The sequence below is a fragment of the Flavobacterium branchiarum genome, from assembly GCF_030409845.1.
GTDB classification, from domain to species: domain Bacteria; phylum Bacteroidota; class Bacteroidia; order Flavobacteriales; family Flavobacteriaceae; genus Flavobacterium; species Flavobacterium branchiarum.
Map to the genome: position 1 here is coordinate 1203419 of NZ_JAUFQQ010000003.1, position 20152 is coordinate 1223570.

The following is a 20152-nucleotide window of genomic DNA, read 5'->3' on the forward strand; positions in this document are numbered from 1 at the left end:
GTCTTAATTATTTTGTTGCTATAAACCCTAATTGAATTGTTTGCCTGCCTCCTGATTTTCCAAACTCACCCGAAACGCTTTCTACAAAAAAGTTTCCTGATTTATCGGGATATTTGTAACCATCTATTTCGGCTATATCTCCTTTGTTTGTGGCTGGTTCTAAAAATGCTGTTATATTGCCTTCGTACCCTTTATAATTGCTTTTGGTCTGCAATCTGTTAGCAATTTGCTTTAGCAGATCAGCGGGCAATCCCGCCTTTACTTTTACAGTTTTTAGGTTGTCGTACTTGTCAGCATCTGATTTAGTGCGCTTAACTTCTCCTTGGCCGTTTTTCTCCTGGATAACTATTCTAATATTTTTATCAACCAAACGCTTTTTAAAATCATCATCTTTTACGGTATTCCAACCTAAACGAAGTTTTACCGTTTTGCCTTTCTTTCCGTATTGAGTACCTACATACAATTCATTAAAATTGAAGTAAACCGACAAATGCACCTCTTTTTTTAGCCATTCCAAAACCTGAATACCTGTGGCATTTTTAAATCGAACATTCTTTAAAGGAACATTTGGTATTTCAGCTGATAAAACAATTTCAGTTCCTAAGCATAGATCAGTTAACAACTGCTTTACAGTTACGACTGAATAAGTTTTATTAAAAATGATGTCATATAATAAATAGCTATATCCTTCACATTCAATTTTTACAGGAATCCCCATATTTACTCGCTTGATAAATCCCTCAAAACGCTTTACGTTATTACCATCATAACCAAGCAATATGTTGATTTTGTCGTTTTCTTTAAAAAGATATTCTGTACGATTATTTAGCTCTTGCTCGTCTTCGGGGCTAGTTTTAATGTTTTTTAGGTAACTAATTGTCGGCAATTCAATCGTACAGGTATCTGTAAAACTATTAACATCCGTTTTCCAAGAAACTTTTGACGGCTTTATATTTTTGTAATTTCCTATTGCTATTTCACTGGTTAAATAAAACATTTATGGTATAATTAAATCTTGTATATAATCCGTTTCAAGGGTCATCGAAAAGGGACGTATCCAGACTGCTTTTCCTTGTACTTCTGGAAAATCCAAACTGCCAATAACTACCCTACAGCTATTATCTAAAAAAATCTCAGGATAACCGCCATTTAGCTCAACAGGATAAGTACTTTCAAAAACTTGTTTTAAAGTAGTTATTTGATCTTCAGGGACCATTTTGTTTTTTCCAATCAAAAAACCTTTTATTGTAAATTTATAATCATCAATAGCAAAACACTCTTTTACTTTTCCTTTACGCTCACTTACAGGGGTTCTAACTATTTCCTTTATTAAATTAACGCCAACGGTACAGGCTTCGATTTCAATCTCTACAAAAACAGCATTACCATTATTATCAATTGTTGTTGTTTTAAGAGTTACAGGAAACCAAATCGCCTGTCCGTAAGCACCAATTTTATTGAAAGGAATATTTTTACTTGAATAATCAATACTACCTTTTGGACGTGTATTTTCAGTTGTTATGGAATATCCCGTTTCTTCTGTTGTAGGTTGTAACGAATCCTTATCAGTAATAAAATAAGGTGAGTTTGCAAAATAGGTTTTATATAATTTTACTAAATCAACTACTGTATTTGTACTAAACATAATTAAACCATTTTTGAACCGTTATATACTATTCTCGCTAAACATTCCATTACAATTCTTTCCATTTCATCAACTGATTCGTTGGCGTTCATGGTAGTAAATTGCAGGTTTTCAAAAAACTTCCCTACATGGATATTTACCACTTTTGGACCCGAACCGGAAACGGTTTCACCCGCTGATTTTCCAGATGCGTTATTTGAAGCCATTAATGAACCTCCGGCACCTAATGGCGAATCGTCTGGACTTTCATCTTTTGGTGCCTTAGGAGTAATTAAGGTTTTTGTACCTTTTACATTAATTGTATTATTGCCTTTTATCCACTTGTAAAAAGCTTCTATTTTATTTAAAATAGGTTCTACAAGGTTGTTCCAAACCCAAAGAATGCCATCTAAAACAACACCTATAGCATCACCAATATTTTTCATGTACCAGCCAATAAACCTAAAAACGTCCTTTAGAATTTCACTTTTACGCACAAACTCCACTATTCGACTTACAAAATCCCAAAGCTTAAGAGCTATGTTTTGGATTATTGGGTACATGACGTTAAAATTGTTTTTAGCTATTGCAACCCATTCACTCCACTTGCCTGTACCGCTAACAATTTGAGTAACATAGTCGACCGCTTTACCTACACCGTTGGCAAATGCATCGATATAAGGTTGTGCACGCTCAATCATAGGACCAATACCGTTAGCGAACTTAATTCCCATATCGAGAAACTTATTGATAACTGGTGAAAACGCATCACCTAAATCAGATGCTGCAGTCGTAAAGTTATCCTTAACAGTGTCCCATTTTCCAGATTTTGTTTGCGATTGTGCCGCCATAGCTCCCTCATAGATACCTCCTTTAGAATTTGCCATCGCCAGAGTTTTTGCAAGGTCTTCATAAGTGACTTCCATTTCCTTGACCTGGTCAATACTTTTGCCTGTTGATTGTGCCAACATGGTATAAATATTAATTCCGGCTATTCCAAATTGTCGGATGTCCATTGCTGTAGCTTTCCCGACCGTCTTAATTTGTTGCATATTAGCGGCCATCCTTGATAAAATATCATTTCCGCCACCAACAGCCGAAACGGCGTTAGCTAAATTCATAGTATCAGTTCTAGCTGCCTTAGCATTCAGTCCCGCTGAAATCAAAGAACGATTTACCTCTAAAAGCGAGGCAGTATCAAAAGGCGTTGCATTTGCATCCTCTCTAATATTTTTATATGCATCTTGCGCGCCCTGCTTGCCTAAAAAAGTAGTCAATCCAGTAATTGCTCGCTCTTTTTCAAAGCTTTTTTCAATCATTGTGCCAACACCAGCAGTTACCACGTTTAGCAACATTGAAACACCAGAGGAAGCTAAATTGCCAATCATAGAACCAATTGCAACGCCTCCAACACCTAAACCTTTAGAACTGCTACCAGAGGAAAAACTTGTATTGCCCGAATGACTAACCGATTGCCTTTGTAAAGAGGCTAGCTCACGTCGAGCCATTGCAATTTGACTAGGAATAGTACTTCTGCTAATTGTGTCTTCAACTTGTCTAATTTTATTCTGTAGCTCGGCAAAGCTCATTCCTAAAATACGGTTGCGACCAGTCATTTGATTAGCCGATTGACTCATCCTGTTAAACACGGACTGAGAAGTCGAACCTAATCGGGTTAGGTTCGAGCTTGCCATGTCACGCATTCTTAAAACAAAATCAATCGTGTTATTCATAACCTAAGTTTCTTCTTTTTTTGATAATTCAAGTGCAATCCCGGTCCGATAGAAAAATGTTTCATCACCCCAATCTTTTAAGGCATTTGCTCCGAATTTCATACACCCAAATACAATCAGGTGATCTAGTCCTGCTTTTTTATTCTGGCAATCTTTTATGCCTTTATTACTAAGCGCGAAAAAACTCGGCTTTCTTCCCTTCCAAGATGTTGTTTATCTGTAAGAAAACAGAAATGAATTTTTCTTCATCTTCGATTAGGATAATATCACCATCCAACCAAAGTTGCTCCATCACCATTGCAACAGCTTTGCTCAGTCCGGCACTTCCTATCGCTTCCATATAGTCGCCTAAGTCATCGGCTGTCGGAGGTCTTAAAACTGCCAAGTCAGTTTCGTGTTTTAAATAGATCAACTTACGGCCTCCAGCTAGTTGCTTCCATTCCTCTAACTTTGGCTCCCCAAATTTTTCGATATATGGTGTTAAATCAAACTCTTTAAGTTTTTCAACTTCTTTGGCTTTACGATTAGCGAAAGCGCCTTTTAAATTTCCTTTGTTTACTGCAGTTTTTGTCATTTGTTTGTTTTTGATGTTATGGTAATCTTACATTCATTGCCAGGTAAGGCAATGTTATTTCTCTAAACTTTGCATTTTGTTCCAGATCAACACCTGATTCCGTAAAAGCAACACCTGAAGCGATGTATGTAGAGATTGGGTCAACCAATCTTTTTCGATATGTACAAGTGATTACAATTAGCTCATGTGGTACCTCGGTAATGTCTTCAAATCCTGCAATTCTTGCGGCTTTGTTCATGGCATCAGCTTCAAAACCTAATACCTTTATACTTCCTGAATTTTTCTTGTTACCAGATTGAATATCGATAGCTTCATCACCAGCCCCGTATAAATGTTCTTTTTCAACTTCTTTTTTGAAGCTAAACCCGCGTAATCCTTTAATTGTTCGCGTTAGAATTTTAATCTCAAAATTTGCAAATGCACACTCTGATGAACTTATATTTATATTCATAGCTATAAATTAGCAGTTAAACCTATTTTTACTTTAATCCAGGTCAAATAGCCAAGAGGCAAAACTTTGACTTCAATCGCTCCAGTGCTAGTATTAATTATATCTACATCAGTTGGTACATTAACATCAATATCACTTACCTGACCCGCTAATTGTGATCTCAATTGTTGAGAGATTGTTTCTTCTAAATCTTTCGCATCGGTCCCATTGATGGTTCCATCAGCATTCACACGAACAGAAGTTTCTAACATTGGAGTTGCGGCTGCTGTAGCAATTCTTTGAGCTTTATCAATTATTCTGCCGTGCACTAAGATTCTGAAATCGTCATTAGTCGCCATATTATCTCTTGCAAAATAATATCCTGCTGATCCGTCACGTCGATGCATTATGATGTAACCTGCATTGGCAAAAATATCTAGTTCCTCCGGGTAATAATCTTCGATAGCTCTGTCACCGATAAATGCATCAGAAATAGTCAAAGGACCATTTTGCCCATTGCCAATTTTTATATGAGATTGGTATTTAACTGATCTGGCCAAAGCCAAAGCAACACCACTGGCGCCAGAACCATCTTTCAAATTGCTACCAAGTACAACACCCGCAAAACCATTCCCAACCGTATTAGGTTCGAACAAATCAGCTTCTAAATCGGCAACTCTACCCTCAATAAGCATTCTAACAGGCTTATTGATTGATTGCTGATATTGTCCTAATGTTTTAGATGCTAACAATGCGTCCTCTACATCTTTATCCAAAAAGAGATTTTCTGACATTGCGTAAGCCTCGCTTGGCTTGCGAATTAACCCGACAATGGTGATTTTACCTTGTACTGAATTAAGTAACTTTTTAAGACCGTTTGCATTAGTCGAAGTAACCATTTGCGTAAGAGTCATTGTGTCTTCAACTCCAAGAATAGTTAAAGCCTTATTACCTCCCAACTCCTGATAGAACACCTCAATAGCCTTGTTTAAAAATGGTTCCGCTGCAACGGTGTAACCCTTTGCTATTGCATCATCATAACCAAAAACAGTTTCAATTACACCTATTTTAGTTTGGGCCGTTCCCATAAGTCCTGCAACACCATCCATAATTTGCAACTGACGTTGGAGGTTGCCCGAGGCTACTGCTACAGTAACCTTTGGCGTTCCGGTTCCTAGTTCCATTATTCTTGACTTTCTAAATTAGCTTTTGCTTTTGTAATAGCCTCTAAAAGGTCTTTTTTAGAATTTGAAGCACTTTCAAGGGCTAAACCTTTAACAATTGCCTTGATGACCTCATAATCTGATTCGAAATCAAAAACTTTCAAATCTTCAATAGTGTAAACTTTTTTGAGTTGGGTTTTAGGGGGTGTGATTGAAATTTCAAACAGCTCATCTGTTGATTCAAAAACATCAGTAGCAGAAATACTGCTATTAGTTTCGGCATTAACAAAATTGTCTTCAATCTGCTGGAAACCTAAAGAGACTAATTTATCAACTCTCAATTTTAATTTAGCTTCTTTTTCTTCAGGCGTTTCAGTTGCGATGCCAGTTTCAATATCAGGACCAAGTACTTCTATGTTCGATAATTCGTAATCACTTCTGTAATGAGAATTAACTTTATTGTCTTTTAGCCCGTTTGCATGACTGTCAGCAGTTCCTTTAGTGTGAAATACTCTGTTGTCAGATGTAATATGACATTCATTGCTTGATGGGTGTCTGTCGAAATAATCGACCGCTTTTTCGTTTGACATTTTAAACAGTATTTAATTAGTATTTAATAACATTTGTTTTTTGTAGCACGACAACAATTATAAAAAGTGCTAACAGGGTTAAAAACAATCGACCACAATAAATTTGAGTTAATTGCCACCACGAAAGTTCTCGTTCAACCGGATAAGGTATTTTTTTGATTATTTGTTGATGTTCTTTAGTGTAAACATCTTTCCATTGTGCAAACAACTTAATTGCCTCAGCCTTACAGTCAACGGTTAATATATTATCCTGTAAATTGACTTTTGGAGGTTCTAAATGTTTCCCTGGTGTAGACACTGGTTTTACATCTTTATTCATAACGACCTTTCCGTTAACACATTCCAGATAGGCTTTATAATAGCTATTATCTTGTGGGATTTTAAAAGTTGTATCGCGTACTACTTCTTTTGTAGTTACCGTTGTAGTGGTTTCGATTGTTGTTGGCGGTACAACACTAGAGCTTTTACAAGCCACTAGTGTTGTAGCCAAAACAACAAAACAAAAAATGGACAGACAGAATTTTAATTTTAGGTTTTTCATACTCTTAAATATGCTTTAATTGTGGATTTGTTTCGTTTTCTTCGACACACTTTGTAACCTTCCCGGCTACCATCATCGTTAGTATTACCTTCAATGGTGTGGATAATGTTTTTTTCTACCTTTTCAACTAATCCAGTATGTCCTTGACCTTTGCCAAAGTCCATGATAAAAATGTCTCCGGGCTGTGGTTCCTTAACTACTAATTCTTTTTTAAAGTTTAGCATTGCCAAAACTCCTGCAGTTTTTGCAAGAGGATTTGTGATACCTAATTGTATTGATGCTTCTTTGGTGCACCAATAAACAAATGCCATACACCAAGCATAGCCTTTGCCAAGTCCTACAGACTTTAAATATTTTTCTACTGCTGGACCTGCGTTACTGTTTTTTGGAATTTCTTCAACTCCTAACTGTGTAATCGATACAGCTAATGTTTTTTGTCCTAATGTGCTCACTATATTTTTCCGTTAAGTTGTTTGAACTTTTGTAACTCCTCCACTAGATGCTGATTTATACCCATTAATTCACGGTGTTGCGCTTCCATTGTTTTTATGGTTTCCGTTGCAGCAGTTAATCTGCTTGCCATATCGTCAAGTAAATCACGATAGTATTTTACAGCATTCACTGCATTATCTAGTTCAGCAGCTCGATCTTCAGCAAGATTTTTTCTCTTTGAAAATATATAGGTGATTAATGCAGAAAAAAAAGCAGTTAATATTGGGAATACAAATTGGTCCATGTAGTTGTTTTAAAAAAAGGTTTCTACTATAGGCGTAGAAACCTTTTGGATATATATAATATTTTAATTCATTAAGCAGATTGAACTACAACTCCAACACCTTTCCAGTCTTCACGACGACAACGACCGCCCATTTTTACAAGTCCTGAGTGAATATCGCCATAGTACAATGGGTTCTCCATGTCTTGGAAAAGCTTAGTATCTCCCAATGACTTGGTTACACTGTTCTTTTGCCAAAAGATGCTTGCCAGATTATCAGTTGCAGCCAAAGCCTCTCCAGGTAATCTAAACACTCCCGCAGATGATAATGCTAATACTGAACTTCTTTCAAGAATTGTAAAACCCGCATATTTTCCAACAACACCATTAGCCAAATCAGCAGTAGCTTGAAAGGCCGCCATTTCGTTTGTGGTTAATGAATTTTGAAACTGTTTTAACATAAAACTTTCAAGCATTGCGTAACGATCTTGTTTTGGCACATTGTCTTTATTAAAAGTTGCCTGCATAAGATCAAACTCTGCGAATGTGAATCCTTTTCTAGTACCAGTCTGGCCATCTACTGGATTTACAGCTGTTGCAGTACCGGCAGTACCGATATGTCTTGCAACGGGTAAAAATTCAACAGTTGTGCCACCGCCAACGGCAGGTTTGATACCTTTAATCCAGTTATACGTCAATTCGTCACCAATACTTTCTGCTAAGGTGTCGGTATGATCTGCTAAAAGGCTATCTTGTTTTTCGTAGCTGATTTCAAGTGTTTCAGAAGTCAACAGTGCTGTTGGATCTGTTGTAAATACGTCAAGTACATAAGCAATTGCAGTATCACCTCTTTGAACCGCTGTAGCCGCCCCAAAACCTCTATTTTTTACAACATTTGGTTTAGCTCCCGCTTGTGGAATATAGACAACAGAACCACCAACAATAAATTTGCTTTCATCAAAACAAAGTGCAATGTGTGGATTTGTTTTACGTAGTTTCTCTACGATATAAGATGCCCAAAACTCTTGGGGTATTTTTGGATTTGCCATAATTAAATTGGATTATGAATTAGGATATTTTTCTTTTTTTAATTTATCGTACAAATCAGGAAGCTGAATACGTACGGTTTCTAATTGGTCAGATTGGTATAAATCATCCCATTTTTTTCCAGCAAATACGGAAGCGTCTTTATTATCTCCCAACTGATCTGTAATCAATGTTTGCGCTGGCATCGCATCGATTAAGTCTTTTAAACCTTTTGGATCAGCTTTAAAGCTTTCTCCTAATTTTGCAGAAACTTCCTTAGTTAATTTCTTGTCAGCTTCACCTTTTGAAAGTAAGTCTTGAACTTCTTTGGCTACATGTGAATCTTTCAAATCAGACAATTCTTTTTCCTTTTCAGTTAAAGCTTTGGTTTTATCTGCTAAATCTTTTTGCAGTCCAGGTATTTTATTGGCTTTGTCAATTAAGTCCTGAAATGCACCGTTTGCATCTTCATCACTTGAATTGTCACTTAAATTCAATGCGGTCAAAAAGCCCGCGGTTAAAATGATTTTTTTCATGTTATTGGGTTTAGTTTTTTTTAAATCTGAAAGGTTTAATTCGTTGTCATCAATATCAAAAAGATCGGCAAGTGCATTGTAATTGCCCGGAATATCAACAAGCGATATTTCACGAGGAAACCACTTTGTAATAGTAGGTCCTGTTTGATCTGGCAACATCAATGATTTTAAGTCGGTATAATCCAACACAACTATTTTTCCAACGCTGGCCGCATTCAAGAAACCGTTTTCGATCTCTGAAACAATCGTCTCACCTTGTGGATGAGCCAAATTGATAATCGGTTTTGCATAAACCTTATCATTATCGATTCTAAAGTCTTCCCAACGCACCACAACACCGTTGTCGCGGTTGTGCATTTTAAAACCGATAGGGTTTTTCTTGACTTCATCTACCAATAAACCAGACGTTAAACATCGATAGCCATATACATTCACTGAGTCGTCAGTGATGCAAAATTCTTTATCGATTTTTTTCTGTTTTGGTGTACTCATTAAGCTTTCATGTTTATATGTGTTTTAAAGTGAGTACAAACTTGCGAATGTTTGCAAAGCATTGAAAATAAAGACGTAAGGATTGCACACATATTTTAAAATGGGGTTGTTTTGGGTCAATTTTGCCATGTAATCAAGAGTAAAATGGGAATTTCCAAAGCACAAGAGCGGGAGTATGCTCGAATATTATATGTAAATGAGCGAATCACTTTTAAAGAGATTGCTGAACGTACAGGCGTAACCGAAAAGACAATAGGAAAGTGGGCAGAATTAGACAATTGGGCGAAGCTTCGAAAAAGCCTATTGACAACTAAGGAGGCGCAACTTGTGCATTGGTATAATCAATTGGAGGCATTAAACGAATTGATTGCAAAACGTGATGTTCCGATTCCGGAATCTAAGGAAGCGGACATAATGAGTAAAATAACCGCAAACATCCAACGCCTGGAAACCGAAATAGGTTTAGGTGAATATGTGGAGGTTTCAAGAAAATTATTAACGTTCATTCAATCTGTTGATTTAGGTGATGCAAAAAAATTCAAGAATTACATCGATGAGTTTATCAACTCAAAATTAAAAAATGGCTAAAAGAGTTACCGACAAGGAATATTTAGAGTTATGGCGTGAGTTCTGTGAAAACATGGACAATGCTACTCCTATAGATTTAAGCGAAACTCATTCGGCAAAAATCAAGAGAAAACAACATCTTGAAAAACATCCTGAGGAATGGTTTAAATACTATTTCCCAATGTATTATACAAGTGAGCCCGCGCCATTTCATATAAGGGCTACAAAAAGAGTTATAGCTAATCCCGAATGGTATGAAGTTCGTTCGTGGTCGAGAGAACTTTCAAAGTCAGGTCGAACCATGATGGAAACTTTGTACCTGGGTATAGCTGATATTCCGGTTGACATAAAAGTAGATACTATCCTTTTAGTATCTGATTCATTAGATAATGCTGAAAGATTACTATTACCATATAAAGGAAGTTTAGAAAGTAATAATCGTATCATTAATGATTATGGTGTTCAAAAAAAGATAGGAGGTTGGGAATCTACCGAATTTACAACTCGAAAAGGTTTGGCTTTTCGTGGTATTGGAGCAGGTCAATCGCCTCGTGGAACTCGTAATAAAGCAAAGAGACCTAATCTAATTTTGATTGACGATATTGATACCGACGAAATATGCCGTAATCCAGAAAGGGTAAAGGAACGTGTTAAATGGATTGAACAAGCTTTAATTCCAACCCGTTCAATTTCTAGTGGATTAAGAATTATTGCTTGTGGAAACATTATTGCAAAGTATTGTTGTATTACCGAAATGGGTAAAAAAGCTGATATTCACGAAGTCATTAATATTCGTGATAAAGAAGGAAAAAGTACTTGGCCTCAAAAAAATACAGAAGCAAATATCGACAGGGTTCTTTCTTTGATAAGTTACGAAAGTTACCAAAAAGAGTACTTCAATAACCCAATGGATGGTGGTGATACTTTTAAAGATATTATTTTCGAAAAGTGTCCACAACTACGCCATTGTGATAATGTTGTAATTTATGCCGATCCGGCACCTAGTAATTCAGATAAAACCAATGCAAGTAGCAAGGCAATTACTATTGTAGCCAACAAGGGACTTAACTATTACATCCAAAAAGTTTGGGTTGATCAAATGAGTAACGCTAAGTTTTGTGAATACCTATTTGAAGCGCATGACATTTGTAAGCGTGGCGGAGTTGACCCAGTTTATATATGGATAGAAAACAATTCACTTCAAAATCCATTTTACGAGCAGGTTATTTTACCTCATATATACAGAATAAACGAAGAAAGAAATTCCTTTTTACCAATCCGCCCGGATGACCGCAAGAAGCCTGAAAAATACGCAAGAATTGAGGGAGGGCTTGAACCACTAAACCGTTTAGGACATCTGATTTTTAATGTAGTGGAGAAAACCAATCCACATATGGAGCGACTTGTTGCACAGTTTACCAGTTTCAGCCGAAAAGCAAAGCTAATGGATGGACCCGATTGTGTCGAAGGTGCTGTCTGGACTATAAAAGAAGTACAAATCACAACGGCTACCGGAGCAATCGAAAGTTTCAAACGTCAAGCCAATAAACATAGAATGTAATGTTAGTACAACCATCAGAATTAAACACCGAATTATACCCGGAAGTTATTGCAGCAATAACCCGAAGCAATCCGAACGAAACAATTACTCAAATCAAAGCAGCTGAGGATTTTTGTAAATCATACCTGTTTAAATATGATTTAAAAGCACTTTTTGGCGATGATTACGTAGAACCGGCATTAGCTCCAACAGTTGTAGATGAAAATTTAAAGAAGACAATTAAAGTAATTGCCTCTTATTGGTTGGTACGAAAATCAAATCCAAATGTCAATTTAGAGTTATTTCGCGAAGATTGGGAGTTGATGATTGGTAACAAGGAAGTACCCGGATGGCTGTTTGATATTAAAGAGGGAAATATAAATCCAAACTGGCCTTATAAACAAGATGATCCAGAAACACCAGAAGACGAAAGTACATTGAATGATGGTGTTTTCTGGGGTTCTAACCAAAAACGCATCCAAAGATTTTAAACCATGGAAAATAAAGAAAAAGAGGCTTATATCATTCACGACTTAACACTCGTGTCTCCTGACCGTAGCAGTAAAGACATCGGAAAACTAAAAGAAAGCGTCGTTACTGCTGAAAGTGTTTATTATCCTAATCGTGTCATGCTATATGACTTGTATCACGACATCCTTTCAATGGATGGTTTTTTGCGTGGTATTATTCAAAAAAGGATAGATGCTGTACTTAATAAAAAATTAAAATTCATTAAAAAAGACGGCAAACAGGATGATGACTTAACTGCCTTAATTAAGAGTGAAAAAGGACGTGAATTGACTACTTTAATAATGGAATCTAAAATTTGGGGAATTTCAGGTGTTGAGTTTATTATAGGTGAAGAACTGACCTTTAAAGAAGTTGAAAGAAAGCACATTAAACCCGAGAAAGGATTAATTACCAAATCGCAATACGGACTTTCAGAACAAGACGGTTATGCTTACGAAGACATGCCTTTTGTTTGGGTTGTAGGTAAACCAAAAGATTTAGGATTGCTTTTAGCGTGTTCTATTTATGGAATATATAAACGTGGAACCTTTGGAGATTATGCACAATACGTTGAGATTTTCGGGCAACCTGTTCGAATCATGAAGTATGATGCGTATGATACAAAAACCAAACAAGAGCTTAAAACTCTACTAACCGATAGCGGTTCATCGCTTGCGATGATGATACCAAAACAAGCCGAATTTGAAATGCTTGACGGCAAAACCTCAAATGGTGACGGTAAGCTTCAACTTGGTTTAAAAGATGCATGTAACGAAGAAATGGCAATCGCCATTTTGGGAAATACAGAAACAACTTCATCCAGTAAGTCGAGCGGTTATGCACAATCAAAAGAGCACGGAGAACAACAGGACGAATTGACTATTTCAGATTTGATTTTTGTTGAAAATCTATTAAACAGCAAAAAGTTTAAACAGATTTTAAAATCATATGGCTATAACGTCGATGGTCAATTTGAGTTTGAACTTGATCTTGATTTGACCAAGTTAAAAATGCGAATGGAAATTGATGTGGTTGTGAGTTCAAAAGTTCCTGTAGGTGATGATTATTGGTATGAAACATATAAAATTCCAAAGCCTGATAACTACGATGAGTTAAAAGCAAAAATGGAACTGGCAAACCAGGAACCGGCACCGGAACCAAACGATAATAATTCTAAAAAACCATCGCGTCAACAACCCCCAAAATCGCAACTAACCGAAACCAGAAAGCAAAACCTAATGGATTTACTTTTTAAAGGTTTAGCGGATTTTTTCGACCAAGCCCGACATTAGTCGGGCAATTAAATAATTTATATAGTTTAGATTGTACCTGTTGTATTGATCTTGAACTGGATGATTTAGCAGCCGACAATTGGGATGACATCTACGCAAAAATTGCAAGGCAGTTAATGAATGGTGAAGACCTAAATACTGATGCTGTTTACAACAGAACAGCAACGCAATTAATAAAGGCTGTCAATAGTGGATTAGGACCTTCATTTGACGATAATGAAAGCCGTAAAGTTTTAAAAGATGCATTCACACTAAATGTGGAACAATTCAGTTACGCTAAAACGTTAACTCAATTTCACTTATTTAAAGATGCCGTTTTCAATCTTAAAGGGCAACAGCGAAGCTTTGAATCTATAAAAAAAATAGTTGCTGATACTGGCGAAGTATTCAATAAAAATTATCTATCAGCAGAAGTGAAATACGTCACTCAAAGCTCTATAATGGCTCGTAAGTGGCATACGATGGATGCGGAATACTTGCAGTTTTCAACTGTTGGTGATAGTGCTGTACGTCCAGAACATAGGATTTTTGACAAGTTTACAGCTCTCAAAACAGATAAAATTTGGCTTCGTTTATACACTCCATTGGCGTGGGGTTGTCGATGTACAATTATACCAGGTATCGCAAGAAATCTAAGTAAAGAATTTGATAGTGATTGGGCTAATGTAATGGTCAATCCTTTGATAAAAGACACCATTTTCGATAACAATGCTGCATTGAGTAATGTGATATTTAATGATAGGCACCCATACTTTAAAGTAAAGGATCAGGATAAAATAAAAGCACCTGAAGAACCGAAAAAAGAAAGTTCAATAAACCTGCATGATTATATAAAGGGTAATTTACCAACTGATAAAGAAATCAAAACGATATTAACTAAATATGCTGAATTTTCACCGGAAGATTTCAGACGCGGGTTAGATGAAGTGAAGTTTTTAAAGTCTACTTCATACATGATGCAACATTCTATGTATCACAATACGTCAACTGGTGACTGGGCTAGCGGTTCAATAATTACATTAAGTAAGCATGAGTTTAGCAGTATTAAGTTTAATCCGCTTGAAGAATTTAGAAACGGTTTAGCGGCCATTAAAAGCGGTAAGAAAATGACCTTTAACCAGGAATATTCTTTTGAAAGTTTATGGCATGAAATTTTGCACGCAAAAACCAAATCAGCACCTAAGTCATTGAGCGCAGTTGGTACTAAAAATATGGAAACTATAAATCAGTTTTGTGCAAGGCATACTTACCCAGACTTTATGAAAAAGTTTGGAGGTAAAGCAATCCACCAAAAAGAAATTCTGGAAAACGGTTACGGCTATAAAAGTTGGATTACTGAATTTAGAGGTACGCTTAAAATGCTAAATATTGATGAAAAGCAAGCGGTAAAAGATTTAATGCCATTTTTAATGCAGGATTATAGCACAATTGGAAGTAAGGTGAGCGCTTATTTAAGAGAAAATACTAAATAGCAATATTTAAACAATCGTAGCCCAAACCACCAGATTGTAATTCTTTTGGAAGTTTTGCCCAAAACTCATCTGCTTTTTTTTGATCTTTTCTAAATTCGAAAAGGACCGCTAAATCATAATAAGCGTTTTCTTGCGAAACAAGGTTTAAATAAAGCTCTGGAGTTAGCTCTTTATCAGTATCTATACCAAATTTTTGACACAAAGAAAAAGCATCAAAACGAATATCGCTGAGCTCCTGATCTGTTGGATTATAGTTAAAAATGGTTATCATAAAAACAAAATTACTAAATGTTATTTGAATAACAATGCTTTATGCTTAAAACTACAAGATTATGACACCAGAAGAATTTTCAAGAGCACTTGAAATTAAAGCAAATGAACTAAAAAACTATGCAAATAGTCGTTTTCCATCAGTAGCTGGAAACATCGCTTTACGCTTTATAAATGGTAATTTCAGAGCAGGAGGCTTTCAGGGTCAAAGCTTTGACCGTTGGAAAAAAAGTAATAAAAAGAAAGGTTCAACTTTAGTTGATAGTGGAGCTTTGCGAGCTGACAATCATTACACCACGCAACCTGGACAAGTGACTTTGAAGAATAACAGACCTTATGCCAGGTTACACAATGAAGGATTTAAAGGTACTGTAACGGTAAAAGCACACACTAGAAACAAGTACAGCAAAAAGAAAGTTGGTACTGGAAAATTGACTAAAAAAGGAAAAGAGCGCATGCAAACAGTGACGTATAAATCTGGTGAAAGTACCATAAAGGCGCACAGTCGAAAAATGAATATACCTAAACGTCAATTTATGCCAACCAACGAAGGAAATAGTGTAGTATTAAATAAAGCTATTGAGAGACAAGTCGCAAGAGATATTAAACAAATAATGCAATAATTATGGTAGTATCAGCAATAACCAATCTTTTAAATGATGTAGAATCACCTTTTGGAAAACTCTTTTTAGAACTGCAAGAACGTATAAAAACAGAAGTTCCAGACATAGTTTACATTGAACAGGACTTAGGGCAATTAGGAATGGATGATCCTAGAAAAAATATGGCGTTTCCAGCTGTTTTAATTGACTTTCCCAACACTGCTTTTTCCAATCTACAAGGTAATAATCAACTTGCATTACCAGTTATTTCTATCACTTTAGTATTTGAAAATTACTGTCAAACATGGCAAGATGCACCACTTGATAGTAGAAAAACGGGGCTGAAATATTTAGAGATTGAACAACAACTATTTATGGTAGTTCAATGTTGGGAAAGTGATTTTTGCCAATCTCTTAATAGAACCGCAGCTACTGGTCACAATAGAAACGATGTAGGTTTAAGAGTCAGGGAACTAACTTTTACTTGTGAATTTGAAGATTATAGCTGTGATGATAATTCGCAAAAAGTTCAGTTAGGTTTACGTACCGAATAATGACAATTGTGTTTTTGGTTGTTTAGGAATTGGCATTCCTTTAATATTCATCCATTGACGGTATGATATAAAAATGTTATGCTGAGGAAAAATAGTTTTTATAATCTTAGTATCAGGCACATCTGAATATTTGACGCTTTTATAGACCTCAATAATAAATTGAGCTCGTTTGTTGTAGTTCTTTTTATTATACGCCATGAAGCAAAAGTAAGAAGCCTTTTTTTAATGTGCAACACAACTTTTAGGCATAAAAAAACCCGCTAATTAGCGGGTTCAAAAAGTTTTTAAACGATTTTTATTTTAATCTACTTGACATATTTTTAAGATACCAAAGATTATCAACTTGTGTTTTTGCAAAATTATACCAATACCCGTCTGCATCTTTTCTTACGCTATAAATTTGAGTAGTCAAAGTTTTTTCCGTTGTTGCTGTAGGTTCAATATTTTTTTGATAAAATGGGTATAAATCAAGAAACTTTCCTTTAACAAAATCAAAAACGTATTCTTTTGTTCCTTCTATTTCTAAGTCTGGATTAGCTCCAAGGTGATTAACTTTAAAATGTACCGTTATACAATTATCAAGTTGTAATTCATATCTGCCGGTGTAAATAGCAAGATATGCCTCAATTCCTTTTTTTTCCGTTTCGGTTATTCCTTCTTTTACATAAACAAAAGTTACTAATTGTAAATAATTGGATTGCTTTGAAGTCAGGAAAATATATTTCGTTTTTGCAGTTGAAATAATATCATCCGAAAGTGTCCGTGCAAAATTAAAATCGCATTTATTTGCCTTCTTCAAAAGATCAATATTTTGAGCTTTTGAAATCAAGCAAAAAAGAAGTAATAAAAGGTGTAATAGTTTTTTCATAATCATTTCAATGTGTTTCCAGCCATTGTTTTAGTTTTTCGCTTTCCAAATGTATATATAAAAGATGATAAGATATACATATAAGTGAGAAAAATAATATAATACAAAAAATAAGAAAAATCATGTCTAACTTTTTTTGTTTTGATTCCAGTGCTGAAATGACACTAGTTTCTTCCGCTCGATGTCTATAAATTATTTCGGCATACTTGTCCATAATTCAAATGTATTAAGGTTAGTTAAATATTTTTAACGGATTTCCGTAGTTGTTGTCTTTTTTAAGTAAATTCTAAATGTTCTGATTCTTTTATTATTGTTGTTTTGAATGGGAATTTGTCTTCAGGTACTTGTTTAATCATTTGCATTAAAATGTTTGATCCTGTGAATAAAACGTGTTTGATGCCTGATTTTTCGAGTTGAAGTATCAAGAGCTTTGTTCCTTGTTTTACTTTCGAATCCTCAATTTTATAGGCTAGTACTGATATTTCGGCATTTAATAATCTATCTATTTTTATTTTGTCGCCTGTAAAAGTGGATAATTCGGCTTTTATTTTAAAATCTTTAAAATTGTTCATTGGGAAGTATTTTTTTTAATAAGTGTTTGGAATTGCAATGTTTCGCCCATCCATTATAAGCGGCTATAGTAGCCTTGTTTTTTGTTTTGGAAACTGCCTTAGCAAATCGTTTTTTAATTGATTTCCGAAGCAGTGTGTGCGTGTGGTAGAACTTGTAGCCTACAAAATCAATTCCACGAGATTCAACAGGGAACACCTGATAATTATCTTTTACCTGAAGTTTTAAATTGGCGTTTAAATACTGTTTAATATATGATAAAATAGCGTGTAAATGAGGTTTGTTATTCGAAAGAATTACAATGTCATCGGCATATCTGAAGTAATATTTAATGCCTCTGTTTTCCTTTATCCAATGGTCAAAATAGGTAAGATAAAAGTTAGCCAGGTATTGGCTTAGATAATTCCCTATTGGTAAACCATCAGCGCTATCAATAATTTCGTCCAGTAGCCAAAGTAGGTCATTGTCCTTGAATTTCTTCCTAAGTAATGCTTTTAGTATATCATGATCTACATTAGGATAAAACTTGACAATATCCAACTTCAAACAGTATTTTGTATTATCCTGGTCTTTTAAGGCTATTTTGATATTGTTGGCAGCTGCATGAATTCCTTTTTTCTTTATACACGCATAGCTATCTTCTGTAAAAACCTTTACAAATATTGATTCTAAAACATTCATTACAGCATGATGGGTAATTCGGTCAGGGAAGTAAGGAAGACGAAAAACAAGTCTTTCTTTAGGCTCAAAAACGGTGAAGGTTGTGTATTGTGAGGTTTTATACTCTTTATTTAAAAGCATCTCATGAAGTTTGATAATATAGCTTTCGGGGTCTTTATCAAAAATCTTGACACCATATTGATTGGATTTACCTTTTCTTGCTTTAGTTTCGGCAATCCTTAAATTATCAACAGATGCAATCTGACTGTATAAATTATTGATTCGTTTCATTGCTTTGCTTAGATTGGCTCGCTTTCAATTACTTTACTAACGAACCTATTAATTTTGTGTTTTTTTGCCCTGTTGGCAAGGTCTGTGGTGTTTAATATTTTAAGCTCAGGTGCGAGCTGACATTCGAATTCGTGTTCCAATTATCGTAGTCGTTGTACGAAAAACTGCCACCTGAAGGAGAACTACAGCAACGACACCACACAACCTCATTTATTATGCTTTTACGAAATAGCTTTTGTATAATTCTTCAAACTGTTTTCCAGCATACTTTGCCATATCTCTGGTTTGAAAGCAAAGGCGCGAGCCGACAGCCGAAAGCGTGAGCCAACTATCGTAGCCGTAGCACGAAAAACCGCCACCCGAAGGAGAAACCATCTTGAACCATGGATGGTATTTATACTGATCCCAATCATTCCAGTCTGGTACCCAGTCGCCGTTTATGGCTTTAGCTATGATTACTAATTTGGTGTGATCAATCATTGCCTGTCTATCTGATTCTGGAAATAATGAGAAATCAGGAATAATAATTGCCGGGTCAAGGTTCAAAACCTTACAAGCATCTTCGAATGTTTTAATATCTGTGTACATAATATGGTTTTAAGCGGTTAAAAAATCTTTGTAAATACTCTCAAACAATTGTCCGGCATGTTTGGCTAAATCAGCTGATTTAAAGCAAAGGCGCGAGCCGACAAACGAATACGTGTGCCAATAAGCGCAGTCGTCGTACGAAAAACCGCCACCCGAAGGAGAACCCATCTTAAACCATGGATAGTATTTATTTTGACTGCTATCTGACCAGTCTGGTACCCAACCTTCGTTGAATGCTTTTACTATTTCTTTGATCATCTTATAAGCAACTTCGTCTGGTGACATTCCCTCGCATGATTCTCTGAACTTTTTTTCTGAAACCCCATTTTCCCGAAGCGCATCATTAAGGCTCTTGACACGTTCTTTTATTTCTGGTTGAAAGGTTTTCATTCCGAAAATGTTTTCTAAGAATACTTTTCTACCACCTTTTGCTTTGTTGTAAGCAGTTATTACTTTGCCTTTATCGGCTGTTAATGTTTCATTCATTTTGTTGATTGTTTAATAATTAATATTCGTCGTTGTATCTTTTTTGATTTAACCAAGTCACTAAATGCGCTTTTGCTTGTCCTGTTTTTGCCAAATCGGCTTCGTATTTTGGAATCACATTAAAAACTTTTATCTTGGTGGGCAAGTCTAGTTTTTCGTAGGCCTTTTTGGCTAAATCGCCTTTCCTTTTTAGTCCATACTTATTATAAAGAGCTTCGAAACTATAATCTTCCAGTTTAAGTTCGATAGTTACAATGTGTTTGTACTGACTCCATTCTTCTATCATTGCTACTGTTTCAGGAAATGTTCTTTTTTTGAACAAATTAAAAATGCCGATTCCTTTTGGATCATTAAAAAAAGAATGGAGATTTCCATCTGATTTCCGATACTGAAAAACCCATTTTTCTTTGGTTTCTTTGAAAGTAACCTCATAGGTTACATATTTATTTTCTTCCATT

At 35.5% G+C, this 20152-nt stretch carries 27 protein-coding genes; 7 read left to right on the top strand and 20 right to left on the bottom strand.

Features of this window, described 5'->3' with window-relative positions; genetic code table 11:
• Window positions 1-7: 7 nt before the first annotated feature.
• The 12 genes from QWY99_RS06035 to QWY99_RS06090 all read right to left on the bottom strand — a co-directional run bounded on the left by QWY99_RS06035 (window position 8) and on the right by QWY99_RS06090 (window position 9424).
• Window positions 8-997, bottom strand: a complete 990-nt coding sequence (locus tag QWY99_RS06035) for a hypothetical protein (protein ID WP_290262741.1) — start codon at window positions 995-997, stop codon at window positions 8-10.
• Window positions 998-1645 carry a DUF6046 domain-containing protein gene (locus QWY99_RS06040; protein ID WP_290262743.1) on the bottom strand — a complete coding sequence of 216 codons (648 nt, stop codon included), beginning with the start codon at window positions 1643-1645 and terminating at the stop codon, window positions 998-1000.
• A gap of 2 nt (window positions 1646-1647) precedes the next feature.
• Window positions 1648-3357: a tape measure protein gene (locus QWY99_RS06045; protein WP_290262745.1), complete on the bottom strand. Its 1710-nt coding sequence runs from the start codon at window positions 3355-3357 to the stop codon at window positions 1648-1650.
• Window positions 3358-3526: 169 nt separating this feature from the next.
• Window positions 3527-3931: a hypothetical protein gene (locus QWY99_RS06050; protein WP_290259676.1), complete on the bottom strand. Its 405-nt coding sequence runs from the start codon at window positions 3929-3931 to the stop codon at window positions 3527-3529.
• A gap of 16 nt (window positions 3932-3947) precedes the next feature.
• On the bottom strand, window positions 3948-4382 hold the full coding sequence (locus QWY99_RS06055; protein WP_290259673.1) for a hypothetical protein: 435 nt from the start codon (window positions 4380-4382) through the stop codon (window positions 3948-3950).
• Window positions 4383-4384: 2 nt separating this feature from the next.
• Window positions 4385-5545 carry a DUF2586 family protein gene (locus QWY99_RS06060; RefSeq protein WP_290259671.1) on the bottom strand — a complete coding sequence of 387 codons (1161 nt, stop codon included), beginning with the start codon at window positions 5543-5545 and terminating at the stop codon, window positions 4385-4387.
• The gene (locus tag QWY99_RS06065; protein ID WP_290259669.1) at window positions 5545-6114 is read right to left on the bottom strand and encodes a hypothetical protein; all 570 of its coding nucleotides are present in this window, start codon (window positions 6112-6114) and stop codon (window positions 5545-5547) included. Before QWY99_RS06065 ends, QWY99_RS06060 begins: the two co-directional genes overlap by 1 nt.
• Window positions 6115-6130: 16 nt before the next feature.
• Window positions 6131-6655, bottom strand: a complete 525-nt coding sequence (locus QWY99_RS06070) for a hypothetical protein (RefSeq protein WP_290259667.1) — start codon at window positions 6653-6655, stop codon at window positions 6131-6133.
• Entirely contained in the window at window positions 6652-7107 is a 456-nt protein-coding gene (locus QWY99_RS06075; protein ID WP_290259664.1) for a CHAP domain-containing protein, read from the bottom strand. Before QWY99_RS06075 ends, QWY99_RS06070 begins: the two co-directional genes overlap by 4 nt.
• The gene (locus QWY99_RS06080; protein ID WP_290259663.1) at window positions 7107-7391 is read right to left on the bottom strand and encodes a hypothetical protein; all 285 of its coding nucleotides are present in this window, start codon (window positions 7389-7391) and stop codon (window positions 7107-7109) included. The genes QWY99_RS06075 and QWY99_RS06080 overlap by 1 nt, the downstream gene beginning before the upstream one ends.
• 71 nt (window positions 7392-7462) lie before the next feature.
• Window positions 7463-8419, bottom strand: a complete 957-nt coding sequence (locus tag QWY99_RS06085; RefSeq protein WP_290259661.1) for a hypothetical protein — start codon at window positions 8417-8419, stop codon at window positions 7463-7465.
• A 12-nt stretch (window positions 8420-8431) separates the two neighbouring features.
• Window positions 8432-9424: a hypothetical protein gene (locus tag QWY99_RS06090; RefSeq protein WP_290259659.1), complete on the bottom strand. Its 993-nt coding sequence runs from the start codon at window positions 9422-9424 to the stop codon at window positions 8432-8434.
• A 144-nt stretch (window positions 9425-9568) separates the two neighbouring features.
• Here QWY99_RS06090 and QWY99_RS06095 point away from each other — a divergent pair, with 144 nt between their 5' ends.
• The 5 genes from QWY99_RS06095 to QWY99_RS06115 all read left to right on the top strand — a co-directional run bounded on the left by QWY99_RS06095 (window position 9569) and on the right by QWY99_RS06115 (window position 14805).
• Window positions 9569-10012: a terminase gpP N-terminus-related DNA-binding protein gene (locus QWY99_RS06095; RefSeq protein WP_290259657.1), complete on the top strand. Its 444-nt coding sequence runs from the start codon at window positions 9569-9571 to the stop codon at window positions 10010-10012.
• Complete coding sequence (locus QWY99_RS06100; RefSeq protein WP_290259655.1) at window positions 10005-11552, top strand: hypothetical protein; 1548 nt, start codon at window positions 10005-10007, stop codon at window positions 11550-11552. Before QWY99_RS06095 ends, QWY99_RS06100 begins: the two co-directional genes overlap by 8 nt.
• Window positions 11552-12022: a hypothetical protein gene (locus QWY99_RS06105; protein WP_290259653.1), complete on the top strand. Its 471-nt coding sequence runs from the start codon at window positions 11552-11554 to the stop codon at window positions 12020-12022. The genes QWY99_RS06100 and QWY99_RS06105 overlap by 1 nt, the downstream gene beginning before the upstream one ends.
• A 3-nt stretch (window positions 12023-12025) precedes the next feature.
• On the top strand, window positions 12026-13333 hold the full coding sequence (locus tag QWY99_RS06110; RefSeq protein ID WP_290259650.1) for a phage portal protein family protein: 1308 nt from the start codon (window positions 12026-12028) through the stop codon (window positions 13331-13333).
• Window positions 13334-13449: 116 nt separating this feature from the next.
• Window positions 13450-14805 (top strand): putative phage head morphogenesis protein, encoded by a 1356-nt coding sequence (locus QWY99_RS06115; protein ID WP_290262747.1) that lies wholly within the window; start codon window positions 13450-13452, stop codon window positions 14803-14805.
• Here QWY99_RS06115 and QWY99_RS06120 read toward each other — a convergent pair.
• Window positions 14798-15076 (bottom strand): hypothetical protein, encoded by a 279-nt coding sequence (locus tag QWY99_RS06120; protein WP_290262749.1) that lies wholly within the window; start codon window positions 15074-15076, stop codon window positions 14798-14800. The two genes, QWY99_RS06115 and QWY99_RS06120, sit on opposite strands and share 8 nt — an antisense overlap.
• Before the next feature lie 61 nt (window positions 15077-15137).
• On the opposite strand from QWY99_RS06120, the gene QWY99_RS06125 reads away from it, so the two are divergent.
• Both QWY99_RS06125 and QWY99_RS06130 read left to right on the top strand, forming a co-directional pair.
• Window positions 15138-15698, top strand: a complete 561-nt coding sequence (locus tag QWY99_RS06125; RefSeq protein ID WP_290262751.1) for a hypothetical protein — start codon at window positions 15138-15140, stop codon at window positions 15696-15698.
• A 2-nt stretch (window positions 15699-15700) separates the two neighbouring features.
• Window positions 15701-16231 (top strand): hypothetical protein, encoded by a 531-nt coding sequence (locus QWY99_RS06130; RefSeq protein ID WP_290262754.1) that lies wholly within the window; start codon window positions 15701-15703, stop codon window positions 16229-16231.
• On the opposite strand, the gene QWY99_RS06135 is transcribed toward QWY99_RS06130, so the two are convergent.
• The 7 genes from QWY99_RS06135 to QWY99_RS06165 form a co-directional block, all read right to left on the bottom strand.
• Window positions 16217-16429 carry a hypothetical protein gene (locus tag QWY99_RS06135; protein WP_290262756.1) on the bottom strand — a complete coding sequence of 71 codons (213 nt, stop codon included), beginning with the start codon at window positions 16427-16429 and terminating at the stop codon, window positions 16217-16219. The two genes, QWY99_RS06130 and QWY99_RS06135, sit on opposite strands and share 15 nt — an antisense overlap.
• A gap of 97 nt (window positions 16430-16526) precedes the next feature.
• Entirely contained in the window at window positions 16527-17099 is a 573-nt protein-coding gene (locus QWY99_RS06140) for a hypothetical protein (RefSeq protein WP_290262758.1), read from the bottom strand.
• A 275-nt stretch (window positions 17100-17374) separates the two neighbouring features.
• On the bottom strand, window positions 17375-17671 hold the full coding sequence (locus QWY99_RS06145; protein ID WP_290262761.1) for a DUF8468 domain-containing protein: 297 nt from the start codon (window positions 17669-17671) through the stop codon (window positions 17375-17377).
• Window positions 17658-18620: an RNA-directed DNA polymerase gene (locus QWY99_RS06150; protein WP_290262763.1), complete on the bottom strand. Its 963-nt coding sequence runs from the start codon at window positions 18618-18620 to the stop codon at window positions 17658-17660. The genes QWY99_RS06145 and QWY99_RS06150 overlap by 14 nt, the downstream gene beginning before the upstream one ends.
• Before the next feature lie 213 nt (window positions 18621-18833).
• Window positions 18834-19208 carry a hypothetical protein gene (locus QWY99_RS06155; RefSeq protein WP_290262766.1) on the bottom strand — a complete coding sequence of 125 codons (375 nt, stop codon included), beginning with the start codon at window positions 19206-19208 and terminating at the stop codon, window positions 18834-18836.
• A gap of 9 nt (window positions 19209-19217) precedes the next feature.
• The gene (locus tag QWY99_RS06160; RefSeq protein WP_290262768.1) at window positions 19218-19694 is read right to left on the bottom strand and encodes a hypothetical protein; all 477 of its coding nucleotides are present in this window, start codon (window positions 19692-19694) and stop codon (window positions 19218-19220) included.
• 19 nt (window positions 19695-19713) lie between these two features.
• Complete coding sequence (locus tag QWY99_RS06165; protein ID WP_290262770.1) at window positions 19714-20151, bottom strand: LvrA C-terminal domain-related protein; 438 nt, start codon at window positions 20149-20151, stop codon at window positions 19714-19716.
• Window position 20152 lies beyond the last annotated feature (1 nt).

Excerpts from the sequence above, each read along its gene's own strand:
- QWY99_RS06035 (WP_290262741.1), bottom strand. The coding sequence starts at position 997 with ATGTTTTATTTAACCAGTGAAATAGCAATAGGAAATTACAAAAATATA.
- QWY99_RS06040 (WP_290262743.1), bottom strand. The coding sequence starts at position 1,645 with ATGTTTAGTACAAATACAGTAGTTGATTTAGTAAAATTATATAAAACC.
- QWY99_RS06045 (WP_290262745.1), bottom strand. The coding sequence starts at position 3,357 with ATGAATAACACGATTGATTTTGTTTTAAGAATGCGTGACATGGCAAGC.
- QWY99_RS06050 (WP_290259676.1), bottom strand. The coding sequence starts at position 3,931 with ATGACAAAAACTGCAGTAAACAAAGGAAATTTAAAAGGCGCTTTCGCT.
- QWY99_RS06055 (WP_290259673.1), bottom strand. The coding sequence starts at position 4,382 with ATGAATATAAATATAAGTTCATCAGAGTGTGCATTTGCAAATTTTGAG.
- QWY99_RS06060 (WP_290259671.1), bottom strand. The coding sequence starts at position 5,545 with ATGGAACTAGGAACCGGAACGCCAAAGGTTACTGTAGCAGTAGCCTCG.
- QWY99_RS06065 (WP_290259669.1), bottom strand. The coding sequence starts at position 6,114 with ATGTCAAACGAAAAAGCGGTCGATTATTTCGACAGACACCCATCAAGC.
- QWY99_RS06070 (WP_290259667.1), bottom strand. The coding sequence starts at position 6,655 with ATGAAAAACCTAAAATTAAAATTCTGTCTGTCCATTTTTTGTTTTGTT.
- QWY99_RS06080 (WP_290259663.1), bottom strand. The coding sequence starts at position 7,391 with ATGGACCAATTTGTATTCCCAATATTAACTGCTTTTTTTTCTGCATTA.
- QWY99_RS06085 (WP_290259661.1), bottom strand. The coding sequence starts at position 8,419 with ATGGCAAATCCAAAAATACCCCAAGAGTTTTGGGCATCTTATATCGTA.
- QWY99_RS06090 (WP_290259659.1), bottom strand. The coding sequence starts at position 9,424 with ATGAGTACACCAAAACAGAAAAAAATCGATAAAGAATTTTGCATCACT.
- QWY99_RS06095 (WP_290259657.1), top strand. The coding sequence starts at position 9,569 with ATGGGAATTTCCAAAGCACAAGAGCGGGAGTATGCTCGAATATTATAT.
- QWY99_RS06100 (WP_290259655.1), top strand. The coding sequence starts at position 10,005 with ATGGCTAAAAGAGTTACCGACAAGGAATATTTAGAGTTATGGCGTGAG.
- QWY99_RS06105 (WP_290259653.1), top strand. The coding sequence starts at position 11,552 with ATGTTAGTACAACCATCAGAATTAAACACCGAATTATACCCGGAAGTT.
- QWY99_RS06110 (WP_290259650.1), top strand. The coding sequence starts at position 12,026 with ATGGAAAATAAAGAAAAAGAGGCTTATATCATTCACGACTTAACACTC.
- QWY99_RS06115 (WP_290262747.1), top strand. The coding sequence starts at position 13,450 with ATGAATGGTGAAGACCTAAATACTGATGCTGTTTACAACAGAACAGCA.
- QWY99_RS06120 (WP_290262749.1), bottom strand. The coding sequence starts at position 15,076 with ATGATAACCATTTTTAACTATAATCCAACAGATCAGGAGCTCAGCGAT.
- QWY99_RS06125 (WP_290262751.1), top strand. The coding sequence starts at position 15,138 with ATGACACCAGAAGAATTTTCAAGAGCACTTGAAATTAAAGCAAATGAA.
- QWY99_RS06130 (WP_290262754.1), top strand. The coding sequence starts at position 15,701 with ATGGTAGTATCAGCAATAACCAATCTTTTAAATGATGTAGAATCACCT.
- QWY99_RS06135 (WP_290262756.1), bottom strand. The coding sequence starts at position 16,429 with ATGGCGTATAATAAAAAGAACTACAACAAACGAGCTCAATTTATTATT.
- QWY99_RS06140 (WP_290262758.1), bottom strand. The coding sequence starts at position 17,099 with ATGAAAAAACTATTACACCTTTTATTACTTCTTTTTTGCTTGATTTCA.
- QWY99_RS06145 (WP_290262761.1), bottom strand. The coding sequence starts at position 17,671 with ATGAACAATTTTAAAGATTTTAAAATAAAAGCCGAATTATCCACTTTT.
- QWY99_RS06150 (WP_290262763.1), bottom strand. The coding sequence starts at position 18,620 with ATGAAACGAATCAATAATTTATACAGTCAGATTGCATCTGTTGATAAT.
- QWY99_RS06155 (WP_290262766.1), bottom strand. The coding sequence starts at position 19,208 with ATGTACACAGATATTAAAACATTCGAAGATGCTTGTAAGGTTTTGAAC.
- QWY99_RS06160 (WP_290262768.1), bottom strand. The coding sequence starts at position 19,694 with ATGAATGAAACATTAACAGCCGATAAAGGCAAAGTAATAACTGCTTAC.
- QWY99_RS06165 (WP_290262770.1), bottom strand. The coding sequence starts at position 20,151 with ATGGAAGAAAATAAATATGTAACCTATGAGGTTACTTTCAAAGAAACC.